The 26,788-nt window shown below is 59.1% G+C and carries 26 protein-coding genes and 1 pseudogene; 6 read left to right on the top strand and 21 right to left on the bottom strand.

Annotated elements, in window-relative coordinates; all coding sequences use genetic code 11:
- From kdpB to QE432_RS04785, 7 genes are all read right to left on the bottom strand, one after another.
- A complete protein-coding gene (gene kdpB / locus QE432_RS04815) occupies positions 1–2,085 on the bottom strand; it encodes a potassium-transporting ATPase subunit KdpB (RefSeq protein ID WP_035199695.1) in 2,085 nt (694 codons plus the stop codon).
- A gap of 44 nt (positions 2,086–2,129) precedes the next feature.
- The gene (locus QE432_RS04810) at positions 2,130–2,294 is read right to left on the bottom strand and encodes a hypothetical protein (RefSeq protein ID WP_162995269.1); all 165 of its coding nucleotides are present in this window, start codon (positions 2,292–2,294) and stop codon (positions 2,130–2,132) included.
- A gap of 9 nt (positions 2,295–2,303) precedes the next feature.
- A complete protein-coding gene (gene kdpA, locus QE432_RS04805) occupies positions 2,304–4,007 on the bottom strand; it encodes a potassium-transporting ATPase subunit KdpA (protein ID WP_035199696.1) in 1,704 nt (567 codons plus the stop codon).
- A 33-nt stretch (positions 4,008–4,040) separates the two neighbouring features.
- The gene (gene kdpF, locus QE432_RS04800; protein ID WP_003511473.1) at positions 4,041–4,130 is read right to left on the bottom strand and encodes a K(+)-transporting ATPase subunit F; all 90 of its coding nucleotides are present in this window, start codon (positions 4,128–4,130) and stop codon (positions 4,041–4,043) included.
- 12 nt (positions 4,131–4,142) lie between these two features.
- Complete coding sequence (locus tag QE432_RS04795) at positions 4,143–4,280, bottom strand: hypothetical protein (protein WP_003497749.1); 138 nt, start codon at positions 4,278–4,280, stop codon at positions 4,143–4,145.
- A 166-nt stretch (positions 4,281–4,446) separates the two neighbouring features.
- Positions 4,447–5,400, bottom strand: coding sequence for an asparaginase (locus QE432_RS04790; RefSeq protein ID WP_065704452.1), 954 nt, complete (start codon positions 5,398–5,400; stop codon positions 4,447–4,449).
- The gene (locus QE432_RS04785; RefSeq protein ID WP_019564934.1) at positions 5,397–6,854 is read right to left on the bottom strand and encodes an amino acid permease; all 1,458 of its coding nucleotides are present in this window, start codon (positions 6,852–6,854) and stop codon (positions 5,397–5,399) included. Before QE432_RS04785 ends, QE432_RS04790 begins: the two co-directional genes overlap by 4 nt.
- 289 nt (positions 6,855–7,143) lie before the next feature.
- Between QE432_RS04785 and QE432_RS04780 the strand changes: the two genes are divergently transcribed.
- On the top strand, positions 7,144–8,556 hold the full coding sequence (locus tag QE432_RS04780; RefSeq protein ID WP_065704453.1) for an aspartate ammonia-lyase: 1,413 nt from the start codon (positions 7,144–7,146) through the stop codon (positions 8,554–8,556).
- Here the strand turns inward: QE432_RS04780 and QE432_RS04775 are convergent.
- The 4 genes from QE432_RS04775 to QE432_RS04760 form a co-directional block, all read right to left on the bottom strand.
- Positions 8,525–9,241 carry a FadR/GntR family transcriptional regulator gene (locus QE432_RS04775; protein WP_019564936.1) on the bottom strand — a complete coding sequence of 239 codons (717 nt, stop codon included), beginning with the start codon at positions 9,239–9,241 and terminating at the stop codon, positions 8,525–8,527. The two genes, QE432_RS04780 and QE432_RS04775, sit on opposite strands and share 32 nt — an antisense overlap.
- A 217-nt stretch (positions 9,242–9,458) precedes the next feature.
- Positions 9,459–12,530 (bottom strand): efflux RND transporter permease subunit, encoded by a 3,072-nt coding sequence (locus QE432_RS04770; protein WP_019564937.1) that lies wholly within the window; start codon positions 12,528–12,530, stop codon positions 9,459–9,461.
- Complete coding sequence (locus QE432_RS04765; RefSeq protein WP_019564938.1) at positions 12,527–13,612, bottom strand: efflux RND transporter periplasmic adaptor subunit; 1,086 nt, start codon at positions 13,610–13,612, stop codon at positions 12,527–12,529. The genes QE432_RS04770 and QE432_RS04765 overlap by 4 nt, the downstream gene beginning before the upstream one ends.
- A complete protein-coding gene (locus QE432_RS04760; RefSeq protein WP_025595357.1) occupies positions 13,612–14,688 on the bottom strand; it encodes an efflux RND transporter periplasmic adaptor subunit in 1,077 nt (358 codons plus the stop codon). Before QE432_RS04760 ends, QE432_RS04765 begins: the two co-directional genes overlap by 1 nt.
- A gap of 305 nt (positions 14,689–14,993) precedes the next feature.
- On the opposite strand from QE432_RS04760, the gene QE432_RS04755 reads away from it, so the two are divergent.
- Positions 14,994–15,608 (top strand): TetR/AcrR family transcriptional regulator, encoded by a 615-nt coding sequence (locus QE432_RS04755; protein WP_019564940.1) that lies wholly within the window; start codon positions 14,994–14,996, stop codon positions 15,606–15,608.
- 570 nt (positions 15,609–16,178) lie between these two features.
- The gene (locus tag QE432_RS04750) at positions 16,179–17,210 is read left to right on the top strand and encodes a fatty acid desaturase (protein WP_035199703.1); all 1,032 of its coding nucleotides are present in this window, start codon (positions 16,179–16,181) and stop codon (positions 17,208–17,210) included.
- A 47-nt stretch (positions 17,211–17,257) separates the two neighbouring features.
- Here QE432_RS04750 and QE432_RS04745 read toward each other — a convergent pair whose 3' ends face one another.
- Genes QE432_RS04745 through QE432_RS04735 form a run of 3 tightly spaced genes read right to left on the bottom strand, consistent with a single transcriptional unit; the run spans position 17,258 to position 18,662 of the window.
- On the bottom strand, positions 17,258–17,833 hold the full coding sequence (locus tag QE432_RS04745; RefSeq protein ID WP_035199704.1) for a DUF4865 family protein: 576 nt from the start codon (positions 17,831–17,833) through the stop codon (positions 17,258–17,260).
- Complete coding sequence (locus tag QE432_RS04740) at positions 17,830–18,264, bottom strand: cupin domain-containing protein (protein ID WP_080671296.1); 435 nt, start codon at positions 18,262–18,264, stop codon at positions 17,830–17,832. Before QE432_RS04740 ends, QE432_RS04745 begins: the two co-directional genes overlap by 4 nt.
- Positions 18,261–18,662, bottom strand: coding sequence for a tautomerase family protein (locus tag QE432_RS04735; RefSeq protein WP_306623479.1), 402 nt, complete (start codon positions 18,660–18,662; stop codon positions 18,261–18,263). The genes QE432_RS04740 and QE432_RS04735 overlap by 4 nt, the downstream gene beginning before the upstream one ends.
- A 107-nt stretch (positions 18,663–18,769) precedes the next feature.
- Between QE432_RS04735 and QE432_RS04730 the strand changes: the two genes are divergently transcribed.
- The 3 genes from QE432_RS04730 (at position 18,770) to QE432_RS04720 (ending at position 20,904) form a co-directional block, all read left to right on the top strand.
- Positions 18,770–19,672 (top strand): LysR substrate-binding domain-containing protein, encoded by a 903-nt coding sequence (locus QE432_RS04730; RefSeq protein ID WP_013761885.1) that lies wholly within the window; start codon positions 18,770–18,772, stop codon positions 19,670–19,672.
- A gap of 147 nt (positions 19,673–19,819) precedes the next feature.
- Entirely contained in the window at positions 19,820–20,275 is a 456-nt protein-coding gene (locus QE432_RS04725) for an Lrp/AsnC family transcriptional regulator (protein ID WP_013761886.1), read from the top strand.
- Positions 20,275–20,904: a LysE family translocator gene (locus tag QE432_RS04720; protein WP_035199708.1), complete on the top strand. Its 630-nt coding sequence runs from the start codon at positions 20,275–20,277 to the stop codon at positions 20,902–20,904. Before QE432_RS04725 ends, QE432_RS04720 begins: the two co-directional genes overlap by 1 nt.
- A gap of 38 nt (positions 20,905–20,942) precedes the next feature.
- Here QE432_RS04720 and QE432_RS04715 read toward each other — a convergent pair.
- The 7 genes and pseudogenes from QE432_RS04715 to QE432_RS04685 all read right to left on the bottom strand — a co-directional run.
- Positions 20,943–21,077 (bottom strand): annotated as a pseudogene (locus tag QE432_RS04715) (aldehyde dehydrogenase family protein); the annotation flags it as partial.
- 36 nt (positions 21,078–21,113) lie between these two features.
- Positions 21,114–22,196: an ABC transporter ATP-binding protein gene (locus QE432_RS04710; protein ID WP_065660446.1), complete on the bottom strand. Its 1,083-nt coding sequence runs from the start codon at positions 22,194–22,196 to the stop codon at positions 21,114–21,116.
- On the bottom strand, positions 22,193–22,993 hold the full coding sequence (locus QE432_RS04705; RefSeq protein WP_035199713.1) for an ABC transporter permease: 801 nt from the start codon (positions 22,991–22,993) through the stop codon (positions 22,193–22,195). Before QE432_RS04705 ends, QE432_RS04710 begins: the two co-directional genes overlap by 4 nt.
- Position 22,994: 1 nt before the next feature.
- A complete protein-coding gene (locus tag QE432_RS04700; RefSeq protein WP_370647636.1) occupies positions 22,995–23,822 on the bottom strand; it encodes an ABC transporter permease in 828 nt (275 codons plus the stop codon).
- Positions 23,823–23,931: 109 nt separating this feature from the next.
- Positions 23,932–24,942 (bottom strand): ABC transporter substrate-binding protein, encoded by a 1,011-nt coding sequence (locus QE432_RS04695; RefSeq protein ID WP_026330721.1) that lies wholly within the window; start codon positions 24,940–24,942, stop codon positions 23,932–23,934.
- Between the two features lie 56 nt (positions 24,943–24,998).
- On the bottom strand, positions 24,999–25,313 hold the full coding sequence (locus QE432_RS04690; RefSeq protein WP_019564951.1) for an NIPSNAP family protein: 315 nt from the start codon (positions 25,311–25,313) through the stop codon (positions 24,999–25,001).
- Positions 25,314–25,317: 4 nt separating this feature from the next.
- Entirely contained in the window at positions 25,318–26,784 is a 1,467-nt protein-coding gene (locus QE432_RS04685; RefSeq protein ID WP_065704548.1) for an aldehyde dehydrogenase, read from the bottom strand.
- Positions 26,785–26,788: the final 4 nt, after the last annotated feature.

Here is a 26,788-nt window from a genome sequence, read left to right as displayed (position 1 = left end):
TCAGGCGAGACCAAGCGCCGTAATGGCGAGGTCAATGGCCTTGATGCCGATGAAGGGCACGATAATGCCGCCCAGACCATAGATGACCAGATTGCGCGACAGCAGCGCCCCGGCCCCGATCGGGCGGTATTTGACGCCCTTCAGCGAGAGCGGGATGAGCGCGATGATGATGAGCGCGTTGAAGATGATGGCAGACAGGATCGCACTTTGCGGTGTCGAAAGACCCATGACATTCAGCACGCCAAGCTGCGGATAGAAGGCCAGGAACATTGCCGGGATGATGGCGAAATATTTGGCGATGTCGTTGGCGATGGAGAATGTGGTTAGCGCGCCGCGCGTCATCAGCAATTGCTTGCCGATTTCGACGATTTCGATGAGCTTGGTCGGATCGCTGTCGAGATCGACCATGTTGCCAGCCTCGCGCGCTGCGACCGTGCCGGTGTTCATGGCGACACCCACATCGGCCTGCGCCAGTGCGGGCGCATCGTTCGTGCCGTCACCGCACATGGCGACGAGCTTGCCCTTGGCCTGTTCCTCGCGGATAAGCTCCAGCTTGTTTTCCGGGGTCGCCTGGGCGAGGAAATCGTCCACCCCTGCTTCCGCCGCGATGGCAGCGGCCGTCATGGGATTGTCGCCGGTGATCATCACCGTGCGGATGCCCATGCGGCGAAGTTCGGCGAAGCGCTCGCGAATGCCGCCCTTGACGATATCCTTCAGCTGCACGACGCCGAGCAGCTTTCCGTCGCGCACGACGGCAAGCGGTGTGCCGCCTGTCTTGGCTATCTCTTCCGCGATCGTGCGGATGTCGCGCGTTACATCCGTTTCGGTTTTAACGGCAAGCGCCGTATTGCCTTGCTGCGTAACACCGCCATCGACATAGGAAAGAACGGCATCGACAGCCCCCTTGCGAATGGAAGAGCCTTCGAAATCCACACCGCTCATGCGGGTCTGGGCGGTGAAGGGCACGAAAGTGGCGTGCAGTTTCTGCATGTCGCGGGCACGGATGCCGTATTTTTCCTTGGCGAGAACGACGATGGAACGGCCTTCCGGCGTTTCGTCGGCAAGCGATGCAAGCTGCGCCGCATCGGCCAGTTCCTGTTCGGAAACACCGGTGACGGGGCGGAATTCGGTTGCCTGGCGGTTGCCGAGCGTTATCGTGCCGGTCTTGTCGAGCAGCAGCGTGTCGACGTCGCCGGCGGCTTCCACCGCGCGGCCGGACATGGCAAGCACGTTGAAACGCACCAGCCTGTCCATGCCGGCAATGCCGATCGCCGACAAGAGAGCGCCGATGGTCGTCGGGATGAGCGTCACAAACAGCGCCACCAGCACGATGATCGGGATGGAGCCACCGGCATAGGCCGCAAAGCTCGGAATGGTCGCGGTGGCCAGAACGAAGATGAGCGTCATGCCCGCAAGCAGAATGTTGAGCGCGATTTCGTTCGGCGTCTTCTGGCGCTCGGCGCCTTCAACGAGCGAAATCATCCGGTCGAGGAAGGTGGAGCCGGCAGCAGCGGTGATGCGAACCCTTATCCAGTCCGACAGCACCTGCGTACCACCGGTGACAGCCGAGCGATCGCCGCCGGATTCGCGGATAACAGGGGCGGATTCGCCCGTTATTGCCGCTTCATTGACTGAGGCAACACCTTCGATGACTTCACCGTCGGACGGAATGATGTCGCCAGCCTCGACGAGAACGACATCGTTCACCTTGAGGCCAGCGCCGGCTACCATCGTATATTGGCTACGATCATCACCGGTCAGAAGTTTCGCCTGGGTTTCCGTGCGGGTTTTCCGCAGCGAATCCGCCTGCGCCTTGCCGCGCCCTTCGGCTACGGCCTCGGCGAAATTGGCAAAGAGAACGGTGAACCAAAGCCATAGATTGATCTGGAAGGAAAAGCCGAGATTTGCATTGCCGATGATGAGATCGCGAACGAACAGCACGGTAGTCAGCACCGATACCGTTGCCACGACAAACATGACCGGATTGCGCGCAAGCGTGCGCGGATTGAGCTTTTTGAATGCGTCGGCAATTGCCGGAACGAGAATGCGAGAATCAAGGATGCTCGCTTGTTTGGACTGGCTCATGAAGAGACTCCAGCGTTTGAAACAGGGCGACCGATGAGGGTCGATCAGCCCGTGAGAACTTCGAGAGCGCAGACGGCGGCGAACAGAGCCGCCATCATTGCAAGAATGAGATTGGATGCGCACCAGCCGCCCGGGCCGGCGCTCCCGTGAACAGGAGCGCCAGTGCGGACAGGAAGGGTGCGGTTACGTCGGGGAGTATCCTTCGTCATGGCACCACCTCAAAATACCTGGCCGGTGGCCATGACCAGATGTTCCACGACCGGACCAAGCGCCAGGGCCGGCAGGAAGGTGAGGCCACCGACGACCACGATCGTGCCGACGAGCAGACCGACGAAGAGCGGGCCGTCCGTGGGGAAGGTGCCGGCTGATGCCGGAACGGTCTTTTTGGTAACCAGCGAGCCGGCAATCGCCAACGCCGGGATGATCACCAGAAAACGTCCCATCAACATGCCAAAACCAAGCGTGATGTTGTACCAGGTCGTGTTGCCCGTGAGGCCGCCGAAGGCAGAGCCGTTATTGGCAGCAGCCGAGGTATAGGCATAAAGAATCTCGGAGAACCCGTGCGGTCCGGCTGTGCCGACCGACGCGACCGCCGAGGGCAGGATGGTGGCGGTGGCTGTGAAAACCAGCATGGCGAGCGGCAGGCAGAGAATGGCCAGAACCGCCATCTTCATCTCCTTGGCCTCTATCTTCTTGCCGAGATACTCCGGCGTGCGCCCGACCATCAGCCCCGCCACGAAAATGGCGATGATGATGAAGAGAAGAATGCCATAGAAACCCGCGCCAACGCCGCCGACGATTACCTCACCCAGTTGCATGTTGATGAGCGGAATGAGACCACCGAGCGCCGTGAAGCTGCCATGCATGGCGTTGACCGCACCGCAGGAGGCAGCGGTGGTGATGACCGCAAAGAGCGACGAGAGTGCCACGCCGAAGCGAGCTTCCTTGCCTTCCATGTTGCTTCCGGCAAGGCCGAAGCTGTGCATAAGCGGATTTCCGGCCGCTTCCGCCCAATAGGTCACTGCAACACCGGCGATGAACAGAACACCCATGGCAGCAAGGATTGCCCAGCCCTGACGGGTGTTGCCGACCATACGGCCGAAGACGTTGGTGAAGGCAGCACCGATCGCGAAGATCGACACCATCTGGATCATGTTGGAGATGGCATCAGGGTTTTCGAACGGATGCGCGGAATTGGCATTGAAGAAACCGCCGCCATTGGTGCCGAGCATCTTGATCGCCAGCTGCGACGCTACCGGGCCGACTGCGATCGTCTGCCGCGCGCCTTCAAGCGTCTGGGCACCGACATAAGCGCCAAGCGTCTGCGGCACGCCGAGCCATACGTAAACCAGGGTAAGCACGATACAGGCAGGCAGCAGGATGTAGAGCGTCGAGCGCACCATATCCACCCAGAAATTGCCGATGGCCTTGCCGGAAGCGCGCGCGAAGGCGCGGATTAGCCCGATTGCAATCGCCATGCCCGTCGCGGCAGAAACAAAGTTCTGCACGGTGAAACCAGCCATCTGGGTCAGATAGGACATGGTGCTTTCGCCACCATAATTCTGCCAGTTGGTATTGGTGACGAAGCTGACTGCCGTGTTGAAAGACAGTTCCGGCCCGACTGCTGCCATTCCTTCCGGATTATATGGCAACATACCCTGAAAGCGCATCAGGGCGTAGAGCAGGGCAAAACCGAAGAGGTTGAAGAGGAGCATGGAAAACGCATAGGTCGTCCAGTGCTGTTCTTCGCGCTCGCTTGTCCCGGCAAGGGCATAAAGGCCGCGCTCGACGGGTGCGAGAACCGGCGAAAGCAGGGTGCGTTCGCCATTGAAGACTCGCGCCATATAGAAGCCGAGAGGCTTCACCAGCGCGACAACGATCCCGCAGAAAAGCAGGATCTGAAACCATCCATTGAGGGTCATGGTATTGAACTTTCAATAGCCGCCGCTTCCCGATCAGAAGCGTTCGGGGCGAATGAGAGCATAGGTGAGGTAGGCGGCGATAAAGACGGTGACGGCACCGCTCAAAACATAATCGAATAACATCTCGACCTCCGCCTAAAGCCGGTCGCAGGCGCGCGTATAGGCAAAGCAAAGCGCGAAAAACACCGTGGCTGCACCGATCAGAATAACGTCCATCATCGATGGGACTCCTTTTTTAACCGAGGAGCCGGACAGGAAGAAAAGCGCCGTCATGTGGGACGTCGCTTTTCATTCTTTCTGGCTGGGAAGAAACACCATCCCTTCCCGCACAGAAGAATGCACCCGAACCGCATAAAGGTTCGAGACGGCGGCAGATGGAATAAAATAGGAATCTCATAGGAATTTCGATGCCCGCCAATGCGGGCATTGCAGCCGATGCTTAAGAGAGCGAGCCGTCTTTGAACGCGGAAACGATCTTTTCCGCCGGGCTGTTGGCGGCAATCAGCGCCGCAAGCAGTATACGCGCCTGTCCGGGGCGCAGCGTTGACGAATGGATGGCACCGGCCGCGACCAGATCGTGACCACCGCCGCCACCGCCGTAACTCGCCACCAGCAGTCCTTCCGGGACCCTGCTGGAGACGACGACGGGAACGCCTCGCTCGGCACAGCGCTTCACCGCCACAGCGATGCCCGGATTGGCGTTGCCGGAGCCAAGTGCGGCAAGCACGATCCCATCCGCACCGGCCTGCAGGCTTGCCTCGATATGGGCGGCATCACAACCGGGATAAATGGCAACGATATCAACCCGCAGATCGGCGAGGGGCGCAGCAAGCTCCAGCGCTGCGGCATGGGCCGCCGGCCGCGCAGAGCGGAACGCATCCGCCGCATCCGCGCTCAGCTTGTACAGCCCCCATGCCGGCAGACATCTGCCGCCGAAGGATAAAAGCACGCCGCGTTCGGCATTCGTCTGATCAAGCGCCGTTTCTATGGCCGCGGCCAGATTGGACGGCCCGTCCGCATTCGGATGGTCGGCCGTAAACTGTGCGCCGGTGAAGACAACCGGCTTGGTGGTGGCATGCTGCAAATGCACGAGCAGCGAGGATTCTTCCATCGCATCGGTTCCATGCAGAACGACGACACCGGTGACAGCGGGATCATTGAGCTCCACGCCTACCGCATCGCTGATGCGCTGTATGTCGGCCAATGTCAGGCTGGAGGAATCCTTCGCCATCAGATCGACCGGCTTCAGCCTCGCGTTGATTTGCGGAACCAGTGCAAGCAGGTCTTCACCCGAAAGGCTTGGTGTGCTGGCGCCATCGGCGCCGCGCCTGCTGGCGATGGTACCACCGGTGGCGATGACCGCCACCAATGGAGCTTCACCATGCCCGCTCAATGCGACGCTCCCGCGCCTGCACGTTCGCCGGCCAGACGGTGGATACGGTCGCGCAGCATATACCAGCCGATGACCAGCGCCGGGATGATGACCAGCAGCGAAGCGATGGTCCACGAGCCGACAGGGTAATCAAAAGCCATCAGCACCAGCACGCCGAACAGGAAGACGAGTGTGAGAATGCCAGTGTAAGGCGCACCGAACATGCGGAAATCCGGGCGAGCCAGTTCGCCGCGCCTGGAAAGCTGCCACAGTTTGAGCTGGCAGAGCACGATGACGGCCCATGCGCAGATGATGCCGAGCGCCGACAGGTTGAGTGCAATTTCGAAGGCCGCAGCTGGCACGACGGCGTTCAGCGCCACACCGAGAACGGTGACGGCGGCGGTCACCGCAATACCGCCATAGGGCACGCCGGCCTTGTTCATCTTTGCCAGCGCTGCCGGCGCCGATCCAGAGACCGCCATCGAATGAAGAATACGGCCGGTAGAATAAAGCCCGGCATTGAGCGAAGACAGCACGGCGGTTAGCACCACAAGGTTCATGATCACATCCGCACCCTGAACACCGATGGAACCGAAGAAGGTAACGAAGGGGCTCTCGCCAGCCTTATAGGCGGTATAAGGCAGAAGCAGCGTGAACAGCAATACCGAGCCGACATAAAACACCACGAGGCGCAGCACCACGGCGCGGATGGCGCGGGGCATGACTTTGCGAGGGTCTTCGGTTTCCCCTGCCGCCGTGCCGATCAGTTCGATCGAGGCGTAAGCGAACACTACCCCCTGAATGATGACGAAGGCAGGAAGAATGCCGTTCGGGAAGAAGCCGCCATTGTCGGTGATAATGCTGAAGCCTGTCACATGCCCTTCAATGGGCGTGCCAAAGATGACGAAATAGACGCCAACGACGAGGAAGATCGCAAGCGCCAGCACCTTGATCAGGCTGAACCAGAACTCAAGCTCGCCAAAAACCTTCACCGACAGCATGTTCATCGCCAGCACAACCAGAAGTGCCGTCAACGCAAACACCCATTGGTCGATGCCCGCCAGCCAGGGGACGTAGTGCTTGAAGAAGTTCATATAGAGCGCAACGGCGGTCACATCGGCCACCGAGGTCATTGCCCAGTTCAACCAATACATCCAGCCGGCAAAGAAAGCCATCTTCTCGCCATAGAACTCGCGGGCATAGGACACGAACGAGCCGGAACTCGGGCGATGCATGATAAGTTCGCCAAGTGCACGCAGCACCAGAAACGCAAAGAAGCCGCAAAGCGCATAAACAAACACCAGCGCCGGACCGGCCTGCGCCAGCCGTCCACCGGCGCCCAGGAACAGCCCGGTGCCAATTGCGCCACCAATCGCGATCATCTGGATCTGACGCGGTTTAAGTGCCTTGTGGTATCCGAGGTCTTCTTCCGTGAAGACCTCGCGTTCGGCAGGTGCCGTTTTTACAGATTTCATTGATATTTCTCCTCCCAATGAATTTGCTTTGCAGTCGGCGATACGCCGGAAATCAAAATTGGAACTGGCATGCTCGGCGCTGGATACAGCGCCAGCAAGCTCATGCATCGCTGTAAAGCTGCATGACAGATTTTTGCCCTCATAATTGCAGAGAATGCCGTTCGTCAAGGGGATCGAAGTATTATTGACCTTCGTACGGCGAAGGATTAAGGTCGAAAAATCTGTAAGACAGCTTTACAGATTTTGGTAACGCTTTGAGCTATTGGAGGAAAAAGTGGGCGTGACGCGCATGGAGCATGATTTGCTCGGAACGAAGGAAATTCCGGCAGATGTTTATTGGGGCGTGCACACGGCACGCGCGGTGGAGAACTTTCAGATCACCGGCGTAACGATCGGCCACAACCCCTATCTCGTCAGGGGACTTGCCTATGTGAAGGAGGCCGCCGCCCTCGCCAATCACGAGCTTGGCTTGCTTGACCAGGAGCGGATGGAAGCAATCGTCAGAGCCTGCCGCGAAATTCGTGAGGGTGCGCTTCACGAGCAGTTCGTCGTGGACGAAATTCAGGGCGGTGCTGGCACTTCCACCAACATGAACGCCAACGAGGTCATCGCCAACCGGGCACTTGAACTGCTCGGCCACGCGAAAGGCGATTATGCCCACCTTCACCCCAACGACCACGTCAATCTCAGCCAGTCCACCAACGATGCTTATCCGACGGCGGTCAATGTAGGAATGATCGAAGCGATCGACGATCTCGCGGCTTCGATGGGTGTGCTGAAAGACGCGTTCGATCGCAAGGCACAGGAGTTTTCCGGCTTCATCAAGCTGGGACGGACGCAATTGCAGGATGCCGTGCCGATGACGCTCGGTCAGGAGTTCCGCACTTTCGTGGTGATGCTGGGCGAGGATCAGGCCCGCCTCATCGAATCCGCAGCCCTGCTGCACGAGATCAATCTCGGCGCCACCGCCATCGGCACCGGGCTCAATGCACCGCGCGGTTATGCGGCGCTTGCCTGCCAGCATCTGGCGCGGTTGACCGGACGCCCGCTGGTGACGGCCGCCGACCTGATCGAAGCGACGCAGGACCCCGGCGCATTTGTGCATCTGTCCGGCGTGTTGAAACGTGTCGCCGTCAAACTGTCAAAAACCTGCAACGACCTTCGCCTGCTCTCTTCCGGCCCGCGCGCCGGCATCGGCGAAATCACCCTGCCCTCCGTTCAGGCGGGGTCCAGCATCATGCCGGGCAAGATCAATCCGGTCATTCCCGAAATGGTCAATCAGGTGGCTTATGCGGTAATCGGCAACGACATCACCATCACAATGGCCGCCGAAGCCGGGCAGCTACAGCTGAACGCCTTCGAGCCGATCATGGTGCGTGCCCTTTCCCAGAGCATCAGCCAGCTGAGCGCCGCTTGCCGGACTTTGGCGGCACGTTGTGTCGATGGCATCGTCGCCAATCCCGCCATCATGGCACAGCGTGTGGAGGAATCGATCGGTCTCGCAACCGCGCTTAACCCGCTGATCGGATACTATGCAGCAACTGACGTCGCAAGGGAGGCGCTGGCCAGCGGCCGCACCGTCCCGCAGGTGGTGCTGGAGCGCGGCTATCTGACGGAGGAGCAACTTCATCAGGCACTGAGCCCCCGCCACCTCGCCAACCTACCCGCGCTTACGGGTGTCGAGCCCGATCTTCTCCAATAATGGTCGTTACCACCTGCTTCACCTGACCCAGGTGAAGCTCCATCGCTTCGCGCGCATCGGGGGACGAACCCCGCCGGATCGCCTCGACGATCCGGCGGTGCTCCAAATTCGATGCAACGCGCCGGCCAGCCATCAGGTTGACCATCTCGGACTGTTGGGAAAGAGCCTCGCGCGCATCGGCCACAACCTTGGCAAACAGTGCATTGGACGAGGCTTCCGCAATGGCGCAATGAAATTGCCCGTCCAGCAGCACCCACGGATGCGGCCTTTCCTCAGCCTCCATCCTGTCGCAGAGTTCGAGCAGGGTCTCTAGTTGGGCATCCGTGCGCCGTAGCGCCGCCCAACCGGCCGCCGGCACCTCAATGAAGGGGCGTGCCTCGATCAGGTCACGGGCGGAATATGCTCCGTAACTCAATTCAGCAGGCGGTGTGGCGGTCATTACATAGGTGCCGCTACCCGTGCGCGTCTGCGTCAACCCCAGAGTCTGGAGAGATCGCAACGCCTCGCGCACGATCGGCCGGCTGACACCATATCTTTCCGCCAGATGGGCTTCGGAGGGCAGCCGGGTTCCGACCACGAGCTGACCAGAGGTGATGGCCGAACGGATATCTTCGAACACCACTTCTGCGGCATTCTTGCGATTGATCGGCTTTGCGTCCGCAAGCCAATCCGACAACCCGCCCATCCTTGAACCCTCCGGCACCCTTGGTCTGTCAACGACGCAGAAGCAAACGCTTATCTATTGAAGGACAGCGCCGCTGCCGCAGCTAAGCCGATCTTCCTAACACTATCTGCGCCGAAGGAACAACGATGGCGGGCACATTTGCAGAATTTAAGCGGGACAGTGGCTTTGCCGGCGCCACACCCTCGCGATCACGAGGGTGTGGCTGTCTCACAGGAAATTACGTCTTGATTTCCTGTGCTTCCTGCTTGTCATCTTCGCGCGGAATGCGGAACCACGCGACATAGAGTGCCGGAAGGAACAGCAGCGTGAGCGCCGTGCCAACCACGATGCCGCCCATCATGGCATAGGCCATCGGACCCCAGAATATCTCCCGAGATATGGGGATGAGGGCAAGTGTTGCCGCCGCAGCCGTCAGCATGATCGGTCGCATGCGATGCTCGGTCGCCTCGATGACGGCGCGCCAGGCCGAGACCCCCTCGCTTCTGAGATGTTCGATCTGAACGACGAGAATGACCGAGTTTCGGATCAGAATACCGATCAGTGCCAATATGCCGAGAATGGCGACGAAACCCATCGGCGCGTTGGAGAGCAGCAGCGCTGCCACCACGCCGATCAGCGCCGTCGGAGCAACGGCAAAGACAAGAAACAGCCGGCTGAAGCTCTGCAACTGAACCATAAGGATCGTTGCCATCGCAAACAGCATCAGAGGCACCACGGCTACGATTGGCGCCTGCGAATCCGCGCTGGATTCCACCGAGCCTCCTATTTCCACCTTGTACCCCACGGGGAGCGACTTTTCGAAAGCCTCGAGTTTCGGCTTCAACTGCTCCACGATCGTCGCCGGCTGCGTCGGGCCGATGATGGCAGCCTTGACCGTGACTGTCGGAATTCTGTCGCGACGCCAGATGGTCGGCTGTTCCAGCTCGTAGCGGAAATTGGCGATTGCCGACAGCGGCACGGCCTTGCCGTTCGTGGCCGGCAATTGCAGGTTCTGCAATGTTTCGATGGAGCCGCGCTCCGCCAGCTGCGCACGCGCCACCACATTGACGAGGTAGATATCATCCCTGACCTGCGTCACGGTGGAACCCTCGACAATGCTGTTCATTGCATTGGCGATGTCTTCCGAAGAGACACCGAGCTGGCGGGCCTTGTCCTGCAAAACGTCGACCTTGACCACCCGCGTCGGCTCATTCCAGTCCATGACCATGTTGGACAGCAGCCGATGCTCGCCGACGATGCCCGCCAGCTGCTGGCCTAGTTCGCGGACATGCTGGATATCCGGACCGCTCAAGCGATATTGCACCGGCTTTCCGACCGGAGGGCCGATGTCGAGCAATTTCACGAAGGCGTCGGTGCCGGTAAACGTCCGGTTCAGATAGTCCTGCAACTCAGCGCGCACCTTGTCGCGCACATCAAGCCCCTTGGTGACGATGATTGTCTGGCCGAAGGTGACATCAGGCGTCTGCACGTCAAAGGAGAGGATGAAACGTGGTGCGCCTTCACCGACATAGGTCGTCCAGTGGTCGATGTCGGGGTTTTTCGCCAGCGCTTCCTGCTCGAACTGTGCCATCTGCCGGTTGGTTTCGGCAATCGAGCTGTTCTGTGGCAGGTTCCAGTCTACGATCAATTCCACACGGTCAGAAGCCGGGAAGAACTGCTGCTGCACGAGGCTCATGCCGCCAACGGAAAGGGCAAACAACGCAACCGTGAGGATGATCGTAACCCAACGAAAGCGCAGCGCCCGGGCTAGAAGCCAGGAAAAGCCAGAGGCAAAACGGCCCTTCTTCTCATGGTGCGATTTCATCGTCTTGGGCAACATCGCCACGCCAAGCAGTGGCGTGAACACAACCGCGACAATCCACGACACGATCAGCGAAACGGCGATCACCACGAACAGGGTGAATGTGAACTCACCCGCCGCGCTGTTGTTGAGGCCGACGGGAATGAAACCGGCAACGGTGACCAGCGTACCGGTCAGCATCGGGAATGCGGTCGAAGTATAAACATAGGTCGCCGCTTTTCTGAGATCATCGCCGACCTCGAGGCGTGCGACCATCATCTCGACAGCAATCATAGCATCGTCGACGAGAAGCCCGAGCGCGATGATAAGCGCGCCGAGCGAGATGCGTTGCAGCGAAATGCCGGTATATTCCATATAGACGAAGGTGATCGCCAGCACGAGCGGTATGGAGACCGCAACCACCATGCCCGCCCGCAATCCGAGGCTGATGAAGCTGATGACGAGAACGATTGCGATCGCCTCGAACAGCGCCGAAGTGAAGCCGGAGACCGCCTCATCGACCACGGCCGGCTGATCGGACACGCGATGCACATCGACGCCAACAGGCAGGTCCGCCACGATACGCTTCATCTGTGCATCCAGCTCCTCGCCGAAATGCACGAGGTTCGCACCGGTTTTCATGCCTATGGCAAGACCGATGGCCGGTTGCCCGTTAAAGCGGAACAGAGAAGACGGCGGATCGACATAACCGCGCCGGATCGTCGCCACTTCCGTCAGCGGGAAGAACCGGTTGTTGACGCGCAGATTGATGGCGCGAAGGCTGTCTTCCGAGGTGAACTGGCCGCTGACACGCAGCGCAACACGTTCCGGCCCGGCATTGACGAAGCCGGACTGGGTGACAGCATTCTGGGCTTGCAGCGTCTTGATAATCGATTGCTGATCGATGCCCAGCGCTGCGATCTGCCGCGTGGAAAACTCCAGATAGATCGCCTCGTCTTGCGCGCCGATGACATCAACCTTGCCGATATTGTCGACAGTCAGAACCTTGGCACGCGCGTCCTCCACCAGATCGCGCAATTGCCGCTGGCTGAGACCGTCGCTGGTGAAGGCGTAGATATTGCCATAAACATCGCCGAAACGGTCGTTGAAGAACGGGCCGACAACGCCCGAGGGGAAGTCGCCCTTGATGTCGCCGATCATGTTGCGCACGCGCACCCAGGTGGGTTCGACATTCTTGGCTTTGGTTTCCGGCACGAGTTCCACGAAAATCGTCGTCTTGCCAGCGACTGTCTGGCTGCGCAGATAGTCGAGATTGTCGAGTTCCTCGAGCTTCTTCTCGATCCTGTCGGTCACCTGCCTGGCCACTTCCTCCGCCGAAGCGCCGGGCCATTGCGCGCTGATCACCATTGTCTTGATGGTGAAATTCGGATCTTCCTCACGTCCGAGGTTGAGATAGGAGAAAACACCGGCAAGAACGAAGACCAGCATGAAGTACCAGACGAGCGAACGGTGCTCGAGCGCCCAGTCGGAAAGATTGAATTTCTTCACTGATGGACCTCCTGATCGATCCTGATGGCTTGACCATCCTTAAGCTTGTGAACGCCGGCACTGGCGACACGTTCGCCGGGCTTGACGCCGCCGGTGATGCGCACACTGCCGCCTTCAGCGGGCTCGCCCTCTATTTTGACCGGGCGCGAGGTGACCGTGGCCGTATCGGTATTGACGATCCAGACACTCCAACCGTCTTCGGTTTTCAGCAGGGCCGACGAGGGGAGCATGATCTGCGATTCGGAGGCGGCAATTGCTGAGGCCGTGACGACCGAGCCGAGCCGGAATGTCGGCGGCGCATCCTGAAGGCTGATTTTCGTGCGGCGCGTGCGTGTTGCGGTTTCGGCTTCTGGGGCAATCTCACGCACCACGCCGGTGGTGCGTATCTTTGGGTCCAGTTGCAGGGCGATATCGAAGGTCGATCCGATATCAAGTCGCTGCGCCGCAAATTGCGGAACATCGACCACAACATCCCGCACTTCCGGGCGGGCAATGGTCACGACCGTCTGTCCGGCAGAGACGACCTGGCCAATTTCACCGGATGTCGCAGTCACCACGCCGTCAAATTCCGCGTGTAGCTGCGTATAGCCCAGTTGCTCCTCGGCCTTATCAAGATTTGCACGGGCTTTGGCGACGGCGGCATTGGCCGTTCGCGTGGCCTGCTCGGCCTCTTCAAGTGCTGCTTCCGTGCCGCTGCGGGCCTCGGCCAGCACGCGCTGACGCTGCTCGGTCGTCACCGCATTGGCCAGTTGCGCTTCGGCGTTGGACAGATCGGATTGGGCGCTCTTTACCGAAAGTTCCAGCGCGAGCGGATCGATCGAGGCCACCACATCGCCTTTCTTGACCAGATCGGCCACATCGACATTGCGGGCAATGATCCGGCCGAGAACACGAAAGCCGAGATCGGTCTGAATTCTCGATTCCACCGTGCCGGTCAGCCGCAGCGCATCGGCGCGCGTCTCCCCTACGACAACGGAGAGCACCGGGCGCGGCGCCTCAGCGGGCGCTTCCTGCTTTTCCTGGCAGGACGAGACCGCAATCGCCGGAAGCAGCAAAAACAAGCTTCTGTTTATCCTGAACATTATTGTGCCTGCCCCTTTTCATAGGCGACCTTTTCACCGGTGCGGAGAAATTTGGTCCCGCTGGTCACGACGAGATCGCCGGGAAGAAGTCCTTCCGCCACGACGAATTGACCCGTCTCATAGTCGGAGACCTCAACCCGGCGCATGGCGATTTCCGAGGACTGCGCATCGACCACCCAGACGGCGGGAAGGCCGTTCTGCGATGCCATTGCCGACCAGGGAAGCTCAATCGCCTCCACCTGCTTGAAGCGGAAATGACCCGATACCGGTGCTCCGAGCGGCATGGTCATATCGCCGTTCAGGCCAACCTTGACCCGGATCGTCCCATTGTCGGGATCGATCGTCGGGGAAATCTCCCGCACCGGTCCCTCGACAGCGCGGGCGGGATCCGACAGGAGGCTGACATTGACGAGATTGTCGATATCGCGCTCGAGGAACAGGGATTCGTAGACATCAAATACCGCATCGCGCGGCCCGTCATGCGCCAGCGTGAAAACGAGCTGAGCGGCCTGCGCCACCTGACCGACTTCGACATTGCGCGCGGTGATCACACCATCCGCATCGGCCCTGAGTTCGGTGTAGGAAAGCGCATCGCGCGCCGTATCCAGCTGGGCCTGCGCCGATCTGACGGCGCCTTGTGTGGTGAGCAGGGTTTCCTGCGCCTTGTCGACCGCGGAGCGCGAAGTCACCTGCGTCTTGAAAAGACTTTGCTGGCGATCGAATGCCAACTGCGCCTGCGTCATCTGCGCTTCGGCAGATTGCAGGTTGGCCACCGCAACGTCGATATCCGCCTTTTGCTCTTCCGGGTCGATGCGAGCAAGCAATTGCCCGGCCTTTACCGGGGTACCCACATCCACCAGCCGCTCGGTGATCTTGCCGCTCACCCGAAAGGAAAGGTCCGTCTGGACCCGTGCCCTTACTTCACCGGTGATGACGCTGCCACGGCCGACGGGCTTTTTCGCTGCCGCAACCACATCGACGACACGCAACGGCTTTTCAGCAGGCGGCTCTTCGTTGCTGCAGGACGACAGGGCGAAAATGCCGCCGACCGCCATTGCTAAAAGAATGCTTTTCATGGTGACCTCTTGATCTTCGCCTCACCCTATAATATTTGACTGACTGAATAGTCAATGAAATTCTTGCGTCGCCGATCGGGAACCGTCCGGACGTCAAACCGGGCTCCCCGAATGATCATTACGAATGCCCGGCGCGTCCTCTCGGACGCATCGGGGGATGTGCCGACATATTGAACCACGCACCACGTCTTGTAAAAATCGATTCCGGTTTTTACGCCGGTGCTATAGGCAAACCACCTGTCATTTCCGCCGATTGCGACGGGTAAAAAGGCAAGTGCCGAAAGAATACGTAGGGATCCGGGGTTATGGCAAAAGCAAAACTGACACGCGCAGAACAGAAGATACAACGTCCGTTGGAAATTCTCGACGCCGCATTCGAGGAATTCACCAAGAGAGGATTTACGGCCACGCGGGTGGAGGACATTGCCGAGCGGGTGGGAGTGACGAAAGGCACGGTCTACGTCTATTTCGAAACCAAGGAGGCTCTTTTCGAGGCGATGATCAGGCATGCCTCGGCACCTTTTCAGGAGGCATTCAAGGCTTATGCACGCACGTCGGATGATCCCGTCGAGGAGCTTCGGATGCTTCTTGAATTCCTGTTCGACGCCCTCGTCGACAATAGAAAGATGCGGGAACTGTTTCGCTTCATCGTTGCGGAAGGAGCAAAATTCCCCGATCTCATCGACCAGCACCATGACGTGGTGATGGCGCCGGTATTCGAGCGGATCAATACGATCCTCGAAGAGGGCGTGGCGAAAAAAAGGTTTAGAGCCAACCCCACCGAACTGGCCAAGGTCGTCATGTCACCCATAGTCGGAACATTGGTTTTCCGGTTGATTTTCGACGATCGGCGCAGTCTGGACAAGCAGGTCGTTCTGAAGATTCATCTCGAACTGATCATGCGCGGGCTGCTGGCATAAGGGGCACTCTCCTGCCAGTCGATGACCCCTGATGCTGCGATCTGATACATCGCAAGAAACCTTACATGTCGGGCGCGATACAGCCACAATGCTGCGGTAAGGGTCTGTTGCCTCGAGCATATTGCTCGTATTTGAACGAGTAATTGCCATCCTGTTGCCGAGACCCGCTCACCACTCCAACTTTTCAGCGATTTTAGTTGCCGAGTCGAGCTGTGCTCCTGCGAGAGAATGCCAGTGCCGATTAAATTCTAGTACCCTTCAATCAATTTGAGGTCACCCTGCCCCTCTGTGCAAACAGCGCCGGTACAGTTAGACAGAACAGGTTCCAGCCGCGCAGAGTTGTGCGAGATCCTCGCCGAGCAGATCGACTTAATTAACCGTTTCAGATTTCAGGAGCGAGCTTACAGCTCGAACATTTATGAACAAAACAGTGAATGCCCGCGCCGAGCAGAGCACGGAACCGCCGCGGCAACGCGTGTTGGCTCGAGATCGGGCTATTCCAGAAAACGACCGCCAGCGCGGTGAACACTTTTTTCGAAATGCAGGCGACCAGAAGGATTGCTATCAACCATGACCGCGACGTTAACAGCCCAATTACCTGGCGGCGCGAGTGAAAAGGCCCTGCTTAAAATACTTTCGAATTATCGCAAACCCCGGACCGGCCGCAGCCTGTACGAACTTGCCGTGACGCTTGTTCCCTTTGTATTCCTTTGGGCAGCAGCGTCGGTATCGATTCATTTTGGTTACTGGCTTGGCCTGCTTCTGGTGATCCCCGCAGCCGGATTCCTGTTGAGGCTCTTCATACTGCAACACGATTGCGGACACGGCTCTTTTTTCGGGCGCCGTCGCTGGGATGACTGGACGGGTCGCGCAATCGGTATCCTGACGCTGACGCCCTACGACTATTGGCGCCGCGCGCATGCGGAACACCATGCGTCAGCCGGCAATCTCGATGAGCGAGGGGTTGGCGACATTACAACTCTGACCGTGACCGAATATCGTGCACTCTCCTCACGCGGAAAACTCGGTTATCGCTTGTACAGGCATCCGCTGGTGATGTTCGGCATCGGTCCTGCTTTCCTGTTTCTGTTCAAACAAAGGCTACCGTTTGGCATGATGCGGTCTGGAGCGTTGCCCTGGATTTCGACAATGGCAACAAATGCCGGTGTGGCCGTATTGGCCATTCTTCTTATCTGGGCGATAGGGCTCGTGCCTTTTCTGTTGGTTCATCTGCCAATAGTGCTGCTTGCCGGGTCAGCAGGTGTCTGGCTGTTTTATGTCCAGCACCAGTTTGAAGAAACCCACTGGTCCAAGCCTCCGGAATGGGCTTTTCCCCATGCGGCGATGCATGGCGCCTCGTATTACGATCTTCCGGGTCCGCTGCGTTGGATCACCGGCAATATCGGCATGCACCATGTCCACCATTTGTCGAGCAAGGTACCTTTTTACAGGTTGCCAGAGATTCTGCACGACTACCCGGAGCTTGCGAAACTTGGTCGCATCAGCCTTCGCGACAGCCTGGGCTGCGTAAAGCTCATTCTGTGGGACGAATCCACCAAACGGCTGATTTCGCTACGTGAGGCAGAAAAGCAACCGCGATAGACGAGAGCTGGAACGACGCAATACCCTTTGAGCCGGTGCGTGAGATATCATTCCGCTAAATGCAGAACCGACCCCAATGAGACGTGGCCAACAGTGTAGGTTTGCATTGTTTCAGTAACGGCCGGCACTGTCGGCCAGAGATTGAATTGTAGCAGCAGCCATTTTGTTGGATCGAATGCGGCTATGGCCGCGAGCGCGCCGGCCCTGATTGCTGAACGCGCGTCCGCGGTCGCCGTATCGCGTAGCTTGGCCAGATCAGAATGGGGCGCTATGGACCGAGCCTCCCGTGTGGCATATCGCGAAGCTGTAAGATCAGGTACGTGGTCGGCGTGCCAGACCAGCCATGTCTGCACCGATGGCCAGCCGAAGTCCCGTGTCAGAACCGCAAAACCTGGACCGGATAGGAAGCTGTCTATCCCTTCTGGCTCGTCCCAGAGATAGAACGGCGCGTAGAGATTTTCAGCACTGGTGAAGCCGGCATCCTGCTTTCTCGCCGAAAGATAGGCCTTGAAACGCAGGCGTGGAAAGCCATCGAGCAGCGGCCCCTTCTCCCTTATGCGCCGGTCTATGATCGCCATGTCGTAGCCGGCAGGCAGCGTGAAGCTGTATTGCATGGCGATCATGACGTGCTCTCCTCTTTTTTGACAGGTTCCATCCAGTGGACGGCAGTTCCACTCCTGACCGGCTGGACGCTGAGATAGCTGAAGGGACAGGACGGCGCGGCGCCATGCCAATGGGCTTCGCCGGGCGCAAACCACACCGCATCTCCGGCACGAACTTCACGCGGATCGTCACCCTTGCGTTGGATGAGACCGATGCCATCCAGCACGAAGAGAAGCTGGCCGCGCGGATGACTGTGCCAATGGGTCACGACCCCCGGCGGCACAAAAGCGCGCATTGCCGTCATCTCGCCATCGATCCGGCTCGATAACAGCATCTGGACGAGGAAGGATCCGCTGGAGATACCCTCAGGTGCAGCAACTATTCCGTCACCGGCTCGACGCACGCTCATGGTGGATGGACAGGCCGGTTGCATCTCGAAAAAATCGGTCATCGGCCACTCCCATCCGCTGGTGTGCCTGCTGAAACGCCTGATGCAAAGGACCAGTCATCAAACGTCGAGTTGACGATGGCGACCATCACATCCTCCGGCCTCACACCGGGCGACACCGCCAGGTTTTCGACGAGCCTCGCATAGAAGCGCGCCTTGGTTTCCGGCGATCGCGTCTTGCCGGTGGTGATATGAAAGAAAATGAAATCATCCGACCGAGGGCCGCCGCGATATGTTCGGTCGAAGATCAGTTCGCCCGGTTGGTGCTGGTGGATTGCAGCGAAGCGGTCGTTTTCCGGAACGTCAAAGCAGTCGACAAGCGCGTGGTCGAGACTGTCGGAAACCGCCTTGAGATAGTCGGTGGATTTGCCCGCAAGCAAAGATATTCGGGTGAAAGGCATGGATGCGCTCCGTTCAAGAGGATTGACAGCCACACTATGAAACGACATCATCATCCTGAAAATCAAATTATTCAGGACATTACGTCCTGATTTTAGGGACATTTAATTTGCGCCTTACCCATTTGGATCTGGACGCGCTCCGCAGTTTCGTGATTGGCATCGAGAGCGGGTCGTTCGCGCAGGCCGCAGACAGACTGGGGCGTTCGACCTCTGCGGTCAGCGCACAACTCAAGAAGCTGGAGGACCAGACCGAAACCGCTCTGGTGCGCAAATCCGGCCGGGGGCTGGCGCTGACCGAGAGCGGCGAAGTGCTGCTGTCCTATGCCCGCCGCATATTGAGCCTGAATGACGAGGCGATCAGCGCCGTTCGCGGGCCGGAACTCGCAGGCTGGATCCGCCTCGGGATTCAGGAGGATTTCGGAGAAACCGTGTTGCCGCAGGTGCTGGGCCGTTTCGCACGGGCCCATCCGCGGGTTCGGATCGAAGGGCGCATCGCTCGCAATAGCGAATTGCGGGAGAAGGTCGAGTCCGGCCATCTTGACCTCGCCTTGGCTTGGAATGACGACACGGCTTCGCCGGCTGAAACGGTTGCATCCATGCCACTGTGCTGGCTGGGCGCGGCGGAAACAGAAACTGTCTGGCAGACCGGCGGGAAAGAGCCGCTGCCACTTGCAGTCTTGGAAGCGCCGTGCCTTTTACGTAGCATTGCCTGCAACCACCTTGATCAACAGCGTATCGCCTGGCGCATTGCATTCGTCAGCCCTAGCCTCGGCGGGTTGTGGGCTGCGACAGCCGCAGGCCTTGGCATCGCACTTCGCACACCGTTCGGCCGGCCGCCTTCCGTACGGGTTCTCGATCCACTCACCAATGGTTTGCCACAACTCCCGTCGCTGGGGCTCAGCCTTCTTCGCTCCGGAAAAGACGAAAATCCAATCAGCGCCCATCTCGCCACGATCATCCGCCAAGCCTTGCAGGAAACGCTGCCGGAAGCATGGATAGTGCGACCGTAATCGCTGAAATAGCATGAGCTTCCGCCAAGATTACAGGCACGGCGAAGCTGCAGGGGATTCTTGGCTCGGTTTAAAGGCTTGCGCTCGATTCACAAAAATTCCGCATAATATCTTTCATTATCACAATAAACATGATTATCTGCGGAAATGGATTCAACAGACCGCAAAATCATCAGTCTTCTTGCAGAAGACGCCCGCCGCTCTCTGGCCGATATCGGAAATGTCGTGGAGCTTTCCGCTTCGGCCGTGAACGAGCGCATCCGACGCCTGACGGCCAGCGGGGCGATCCGTCGCATCACCGTTGATGCCGATCCATCCGCATTCGATTTGCCCGTGATCGCCTTCGTGTGGATCGCGTTGGCGCCGGATGCGGACGAGGCCGCGTTTCGTGTCTATGCGGCGTCGCAGTCCGCTATTGCGGAATGTCACCATGTGACCGGGCAGTGGTCCTACCTCGTCAAAGTTCACGTCGGGTCGCTGGCGGAGATCGAAACCTTTCTGGCGACAATGAAACAGAACGGGTTCCTTGCCCGTACCGAAACGATCATCGCCCTGTCTTCTGTCGTGCCGGGACCATTTATGCCGAAGGAAAGCGTGGACTGATGGAACTGATGCTCGTTTTGAAAAGCATTGTGCTGGGCCTTGCGGTCGCAGCCCCGCTCGGCCCCATCGGCGCCCTCTGCATCAACCGGACCCTTGAGCGCGGGTTCTGGGCGGGAGTGGCAGGTGGCCTTGGGACTGCTCTGGCGGATGCCGTGTATGCCAGCCTCGCAGCGCTGGGCTTTTCCGCTTTCGCGGCGACCCTTGCGACAATCGATACGCCGCTCAAAATCGTCGGCGGCCTTTTCATGCTGTGGCTCGGCTGGAAAAGCCTGAGGCCCAAACCTCTGGCAGAAGCGGCCAAGGTTGGAGCGCGCGATCTGCTCGGCACCATCACCGCGACCTTTTTCCTGACGATCACCAACCCCATGACGATTCTGTCCTTTGCAGCAATTTTCGCGGGTCTCGGCCTTGCTGACGCATCGGGAGCGACGAGCGCGTTTTTTGTGGTCGCGGGCGTTTTTCTAGGGTCTTTATTGTGGTGGTTCATGTTGAGCGGCGGCGTTGCATTTGCCCGGCAGCGCCTTCCCACCACCTTTGCCCGCTGGGTTTCCCGCCTGTCCGGAGTGATCCTTGTCTTATTCGGGATTTTTTCCCTAGGTTCACTTGCCTGGGGCATGATGGCTCATTGAAATGCAACGGTTTTTTCTGCGGCTCCAACTTCTGGGAAAATCGGCGCTCCCTCCACGGCCGCATCGAGATCGGCGTCGTCGACGATGAAGGGCGCATTGCCGCAAAGTTCCAGTCCCAGTTTCTTGATGGTCGGCGCGCATTGCCGGTAGAGATGTCCTCCCGTGCTCGCCGAAGAGCATGGGATCATTAAGATGCATATTTCCGACCCTCAACAGAAAACCTGCGCCGACGCGGGATCGAAGGCCAGATGCACGAGATCACCACGGTTGAGGCCCGAAATCGCCTCATGGCCAAATGGCAGGCGCACGGCAAAGGGCTCTCCCGAACCTGTATGGGCGACGACATGGACGTTGTTGCCAAGGAAGGTGATATCGCTGACGGTGGCCTGAAAACCGGCGTAAGAGCCGGGCCTGTTGCGGCTGAGCTGTAAACGCTCCGGACGCAGCATCAGCGCCGCCTTTTTTCCCGGTGCAGCTTCGCCATGAACCGGAATATGGTCAAAGACGATATTCTGCCCGAGCGAAACCGTCGCCTTGCCGCCCGAGGCGGCGAGGAGATCGCAGGCGATGAAGTCGCTGTCACCGATGAATTCGGCCACGAAGCGGGTGGTGGGGTGAGCGTAAAGCTCCGGCCCCGTACCGATCTGGTCAATCACGCCTTTTGAAAACACCGCGATCCGGTCGGAAAGACGCAAGGCCTCTTCCTGATCATGGGTGACGTAAAGGATCGTTACTTCCGTCTGCTGGTGGATGCGACGGATTTCGAACTGGATTTCTTCCCTGAGCTTCTTGTCGAGCGCCGAGAGCGGCTCGTCCATCAGAAGAACCGGCGGATCATAAGCGAGCGCCCTTGCCAAGGCCACGCGCTGCTGCTGGCCGCCCGACATCTGCGCAGGCTTTCTGTCCTCGAAACCTTCGAGACGAACGAGCCTCAGCATCTCCTTCACCTTCGCATCGATTTCCGCCTTGCTCTTTCGGCGCACTTTCAGCGGAAAGGCGATATTCTCGCCAACAGACAGATGCGGAAACAGCGTGTAACGCTGGAAGACCATGCCGATATTGCGCTTGTGCGACGGCGTGGAGAGCAGACTTTCGCCGTTCAGCAGGATGTCGCCCGCCGTCGGCTGTTCGAAACCGGCCAGAATGTAGAGCGTCGTGCTCTTGCCCGAACCGGATGGTCCGAGAAACGTCATGAACTCGCCCGGCTGCACCTCGAGATTGACATCCTGAACGGCGACGACCGGTCCGTATTGCTTGGCGATGCCGCGAATTTGCAGGAGCGGTTTGGTCATGTTTTCAATCCTTTTCGCACAGCCGCGACAAGCAGCATGAGAATGATGGTCACCGCGATGAGAAGCGTCGATGCAGCGGCGATCACCGGCGTCAGATCCTGCCGCAGCGTCGCCCAGATTTTCACCGGCAGCGTCTGCAACGTTGGACTTGCCATGAAGATCGCCAGCACCACCTCATCCCAGGAAGTGAGGAAAGAAAAGATCGCGGCTGAGAACAGGCCATGGCTGATGGCCGGCAAGGTGATGCGGATTTTGGCCTGCAGCGGGCTCGCGCCGCATAGCACTGCAGCGTCTTCGATCGATTTATCGAAATCCTCGAGCGCGCTGGTCAACGCCAGAATGGAGAAAGGCAGCGCCACGACAAGATGGGCAATGACAAAGCCCGTAGTGGTGCCCGCAAGGCCGAGCTTCAGGAAAAAAGCATAAAGCGCCACCGCCAGCACCACGACAGGCAGGATCATCGGCGTCATGAACAAAGCCCGCAGACCCTCGCGCCCAATGAAACGCCCCCGCACCAGGCCGAAGGAGGCCACGAGGCCGATCAACACCGACAGGACTGTGACCATCACGGCGATACGCAGGCTTGTCCAGGCAGCATCCAGCCACCTCGGATCGGCAAAGAAATCCGCATACCATTTCAGCGTCCAGCCGGGCGGCGGAAAGATCAGCCATTGCGACGAGCCGAAGGACAAAGCAGCGATGAAGACAATCGGCAGGATAAGGAATGCCGCTGTCAGCACGGTGATTAAAAGGAGCAGCCACTTCCATGCGCCAAGGCTGTTGTAGTTCAAAAGCATGTCAGCGCCCCCCTGCCCCGGCCGCGCCGAAGAATTTCAGCTGGATTGCGTAAAGCGTCAGCGTCACCACCAGAAGCACCAGCGCCGCTGCCCCGCCCATGCCCCAGTTGACGAGAGACTGCACGAATTGCGCGATAAGCTCGGCCAGCATCATGTTCGCCGTGCCGCCCAGCAGCGCCGGGGTGACGAAATAGCCAAGCGACATGACGAACACCATCAGCGCGCCGGAGATCATACCGGGAGCGGCAAGTGGAATGAGAACGCGGGTCAGCGCCTGAAAGCGGGTTGCCCCGCACAGCGCCGCCGCCTGGAGAATGGCCGGATCGATCTTGCGGATGACGCCATAGAGCGGAATGATGATGAATGGCAGCATGATATAGGTCATGCCGATCGTGACGCCGGTCAGGTTGTTGACCAGTGCAAGCGGCTTGTCGATGATGCCAAGGCCCATCAGCGTCTTGTTGACGACACCCGTCCGCTGCAACAGCACCATCCAGGCATAGGTGCGTGCCAGAAGGTTGGTCCACATGGACAGAAGCAAAATTGCGAAAACGACGGAGGCAAGCCGCGACGGCATGATGGCAAGCGCCCACGCGACAGGAAAACCGATGACCAGCGTTACGAGCGTGACCAGCGCCGAGACCGCGAATGTATTGAAGAAAATCTTCAGGTAGGTGGAGCTGCCCAGCAATGCGGCGTAATTGCCAAAGCCCAGAACAGGCTCGGTAACGCTGCGCGACAGCAGGATGATAACCGGCACGACGAAGAACAGGGCAAGCAGAACGAATGCCGGCAGGGTGGCGGCAAAATTGCCGGGCCGGAAGGGCATCCGCACCTTCGTCTTCGGGCTTTCTGTTTCATCGGTAAGCGAGACCATGCCCAAACCTCCCCGGAGGTGAAAATTTGCGCGGGCGCTTTTGGCTGCCCGCGCCGTTGCCTTACTTGGCCTGCCAGGCGTACCAGCGCTCACCGATCTCGTCACGATGTTGCGCCCAGTAGTTCATGTCGGCATTGACCTGGCTCGCTGTCTGCTGGTCAGGCAGGGTCTTTGCCGTTTCCGGATCCATCAGCTTTGCGGATTCGACATTGACCGGGGCATAACCCGTGGCAGACGCCATATCCGCCTGCGCCTGCGCGGAGGTCGCAAGAGCGATGAACTTCATCGCCGCGTCCTTGTTCTTCGTTCCCTTGGGAACGACGAGAGAATCCGCTGCCGTGATGTTCTGCTCCCAGGAGGTCTCCACCTTCACACCGCTCTTCTCAAGCGCTGTCATGCGGCCGTTCCAGACGCTGCCGAAGGGTGCCTCCGCAGAAGCGATCAACTGCTGCGATTGCGCACCGCCAGACCACCAGATGATATCGGATTTGATCGTGTCCAGCTTCTTGAAGGCGCGATCGAGATCGAGCGGGTATAGCTTGTCGGCGGCAACACCATCGGCCAGCAGGGCTGCTTCGATCACACCCGGCGCGGACCACTTGTAAAAGGTGCGCTTGCCGGGGAACTTTGCCGTATCGAAAAGGTCGGCCCAGCTCTTGGGGCAGGCGGCTACAGCATCAACATTGCAGCCGATGACGAAGGAATAATAGAAGCTTCCGACGGAGTAATCAGTGACGAAACGAGGGTCTAGCTTCGTTTTGTCGATGACGGCGAAATCAAGCTTCTCCAGCAGGCCCTTCGGCCCGGCCTGCGCGGCGTAGTCGCCCTCCACGTCGACCACATCCCATGTCACGCCGTTCGCCTCGACCATGGCTTTCAGCTTGCCATAGTCCGTCGGGCCATCCTGAAGCACGTTGATGCCGGTCGCCACCATGAATTTTTCGGCCCAGGCCGCCTTCTGCGCGTCCTGCGTGGTTCCTCCCCAGCTGGAAAAAACCAGATCATTCGCCTGTGCGGATGCGCCCAGGGCGAAAATTGCTGCGCATGTCATCAATACCAGTTTCGATCTCATGTTCCCTTACTCCGTTTTAGAGCTTGTTGTTGGCATGCACTTCGCGGCCGGCAGATTCACTTCAGCGGTGAAAAAGGCGCCGGCTTCATGATCTTGTTTTCGGCGACTTCAATGAGGTCGCGGATCTTAGGCAGGAAAGACAACCAGCGTGGATCGGCCAGGAGCCGCGCGCGCCGTTCTTCGCGGTCATCCAGGCTGGAAAAAGCCCAGATGTGGACAATTTCATTGATCGGCCCGATCTCGGAAAAGAAGTAACCCACCAGCTCGCCCAGATGGCTTTTCTGGATTTCGATGCCTTCCTCCTCGACAACCCGAAGGTAGGCCGGAATGGCGCCGTTCTTCAGCCGGTAGGTGCGGATCTCGTAAAACATCGCGTCACCGCATCACGAATGGATCGGGGATCGGGTCATCGGAGGTTCTAAGCCATATGGTCTTCGTGCGCGTGTAATCGAGCGCTGCCGCAAGCCCGCCTTCGCGACCATCACCGGAAAGACCGAAACCCCCGAAAGGCGCAATCGGTGAGACGGCGCGATAGGTGTTCACCCAAACCACACCGGCACGGATCGCCTTCATCAGCCGATGGGCGCGCGTCAGGTTCTGCGTGAAGACGCCCGAGGCGAGGCCATAGACCGTGTCATTGGCCAAAGCGATCGCTTCCGCCTCGGTTTCGAAGGAAACAACCGAAAGAACCGGGCCGAAGAACTCCCTTTCCATGGACGGCGAACGAATGCCGTCACAATCGAGAATGGTCGGAGGGTAGAAATAACCAGCGCAATCCACCGCCAGACCGCCCGTCACCACCTTCGCACCGGCTTTTTCGGAAGCAGAGACCAGAGAGACAATATGCTTGCGCTGCCGCTCGGTCGCGAGCGGCCCCACTTCCGTTGCCATGTCCAGCGGCGAGCCGATGCGGATCGCCTCAGCCTTCGCCTTCAAAATCCCGAGGAAGCGATCCTTCACGCTTCTCTCGACGATCAGCCGTGATCCGGCAACACAGCTCTGACCGGTTGCCGCGAAAATTCCCGCGACCTGCGCATTGGCGGCGCTTTCGAGATCGGCGTCGGCAAAGACGAGGATTGGCGATTTGCCGCCGAGTTCGAGCGACGTGGAGGCAAGATTTTCGGCCGAGTTGCGAACGATGTGACGCGCCGTTTCCGGCCCGCCGGTAAAGGCGATATGGGCCACCTTGGGGTGTGTGGTGAGTGCCGTGCCGCAGGACGCACCGAAACCAGTGACTATATTGACGACGCCGGCAGGAAAACCAGCCTCCTGCACCAGCCGGGCGAACTCCAGAAGCGGCGCCGGTCCGTCTTCCGAGGCCTTGATGACGATTGTGCAGCCGGCAGCGAGCGCCGGGCCGATTTTAACGGCTGCCAGAAAAAGCTGGCTGTTCCACGGGACGATCGCGGCCACCACACCCACGGGTTCGCGCCGCAGCCAGACATCCATGTCCGGCTTGTCGATCGGCAGGTAGGCGCCCTCGATCTTGTCAGCCAAGCCCGCATAATAGCGATAATAGTCCGCGACATAGGCAATCTGCGCCGAGGTCTCGCGGATGATCTTACCGGTGTCACGGGTTTCGAGCTCGGCAAGCGTCTTTGCATTTTCGGCAACCAGATCGGCAAGCCGATAGAGCAGCTTGCCGCGTTGCGTCGCCGTCAGTTTCGACCAGGCGGCATCGTCATAAAGCGCCCGATGCGCAGCCTCTACGGCGCGGCTAATATCCGCTTCGCGGCTTTCCGGCATTTCTGCCCAAGGTTCACCGGTTGCCGGGTCGAGGCTCGAAAAGCTCGCCTCACCATCCTCGAAGCGCCCGTCGATGTAACATTGGAAACGGCGCATCATC

Source organism: Agrobacterium sp. SORGH_AS_0745, from assembly GCF_030818995.1.
Classification (GTDB): domain Bacteria; phylum Pseudomonadota; class Alphaproteobacteria; order Rhizobiales; family Rhizobiaceae; genus Agrobacterium; species Agrobacterium tumefaciens.
This window is presented reverse-complemented; position numbering and strand designations above follow the sequence as displayed.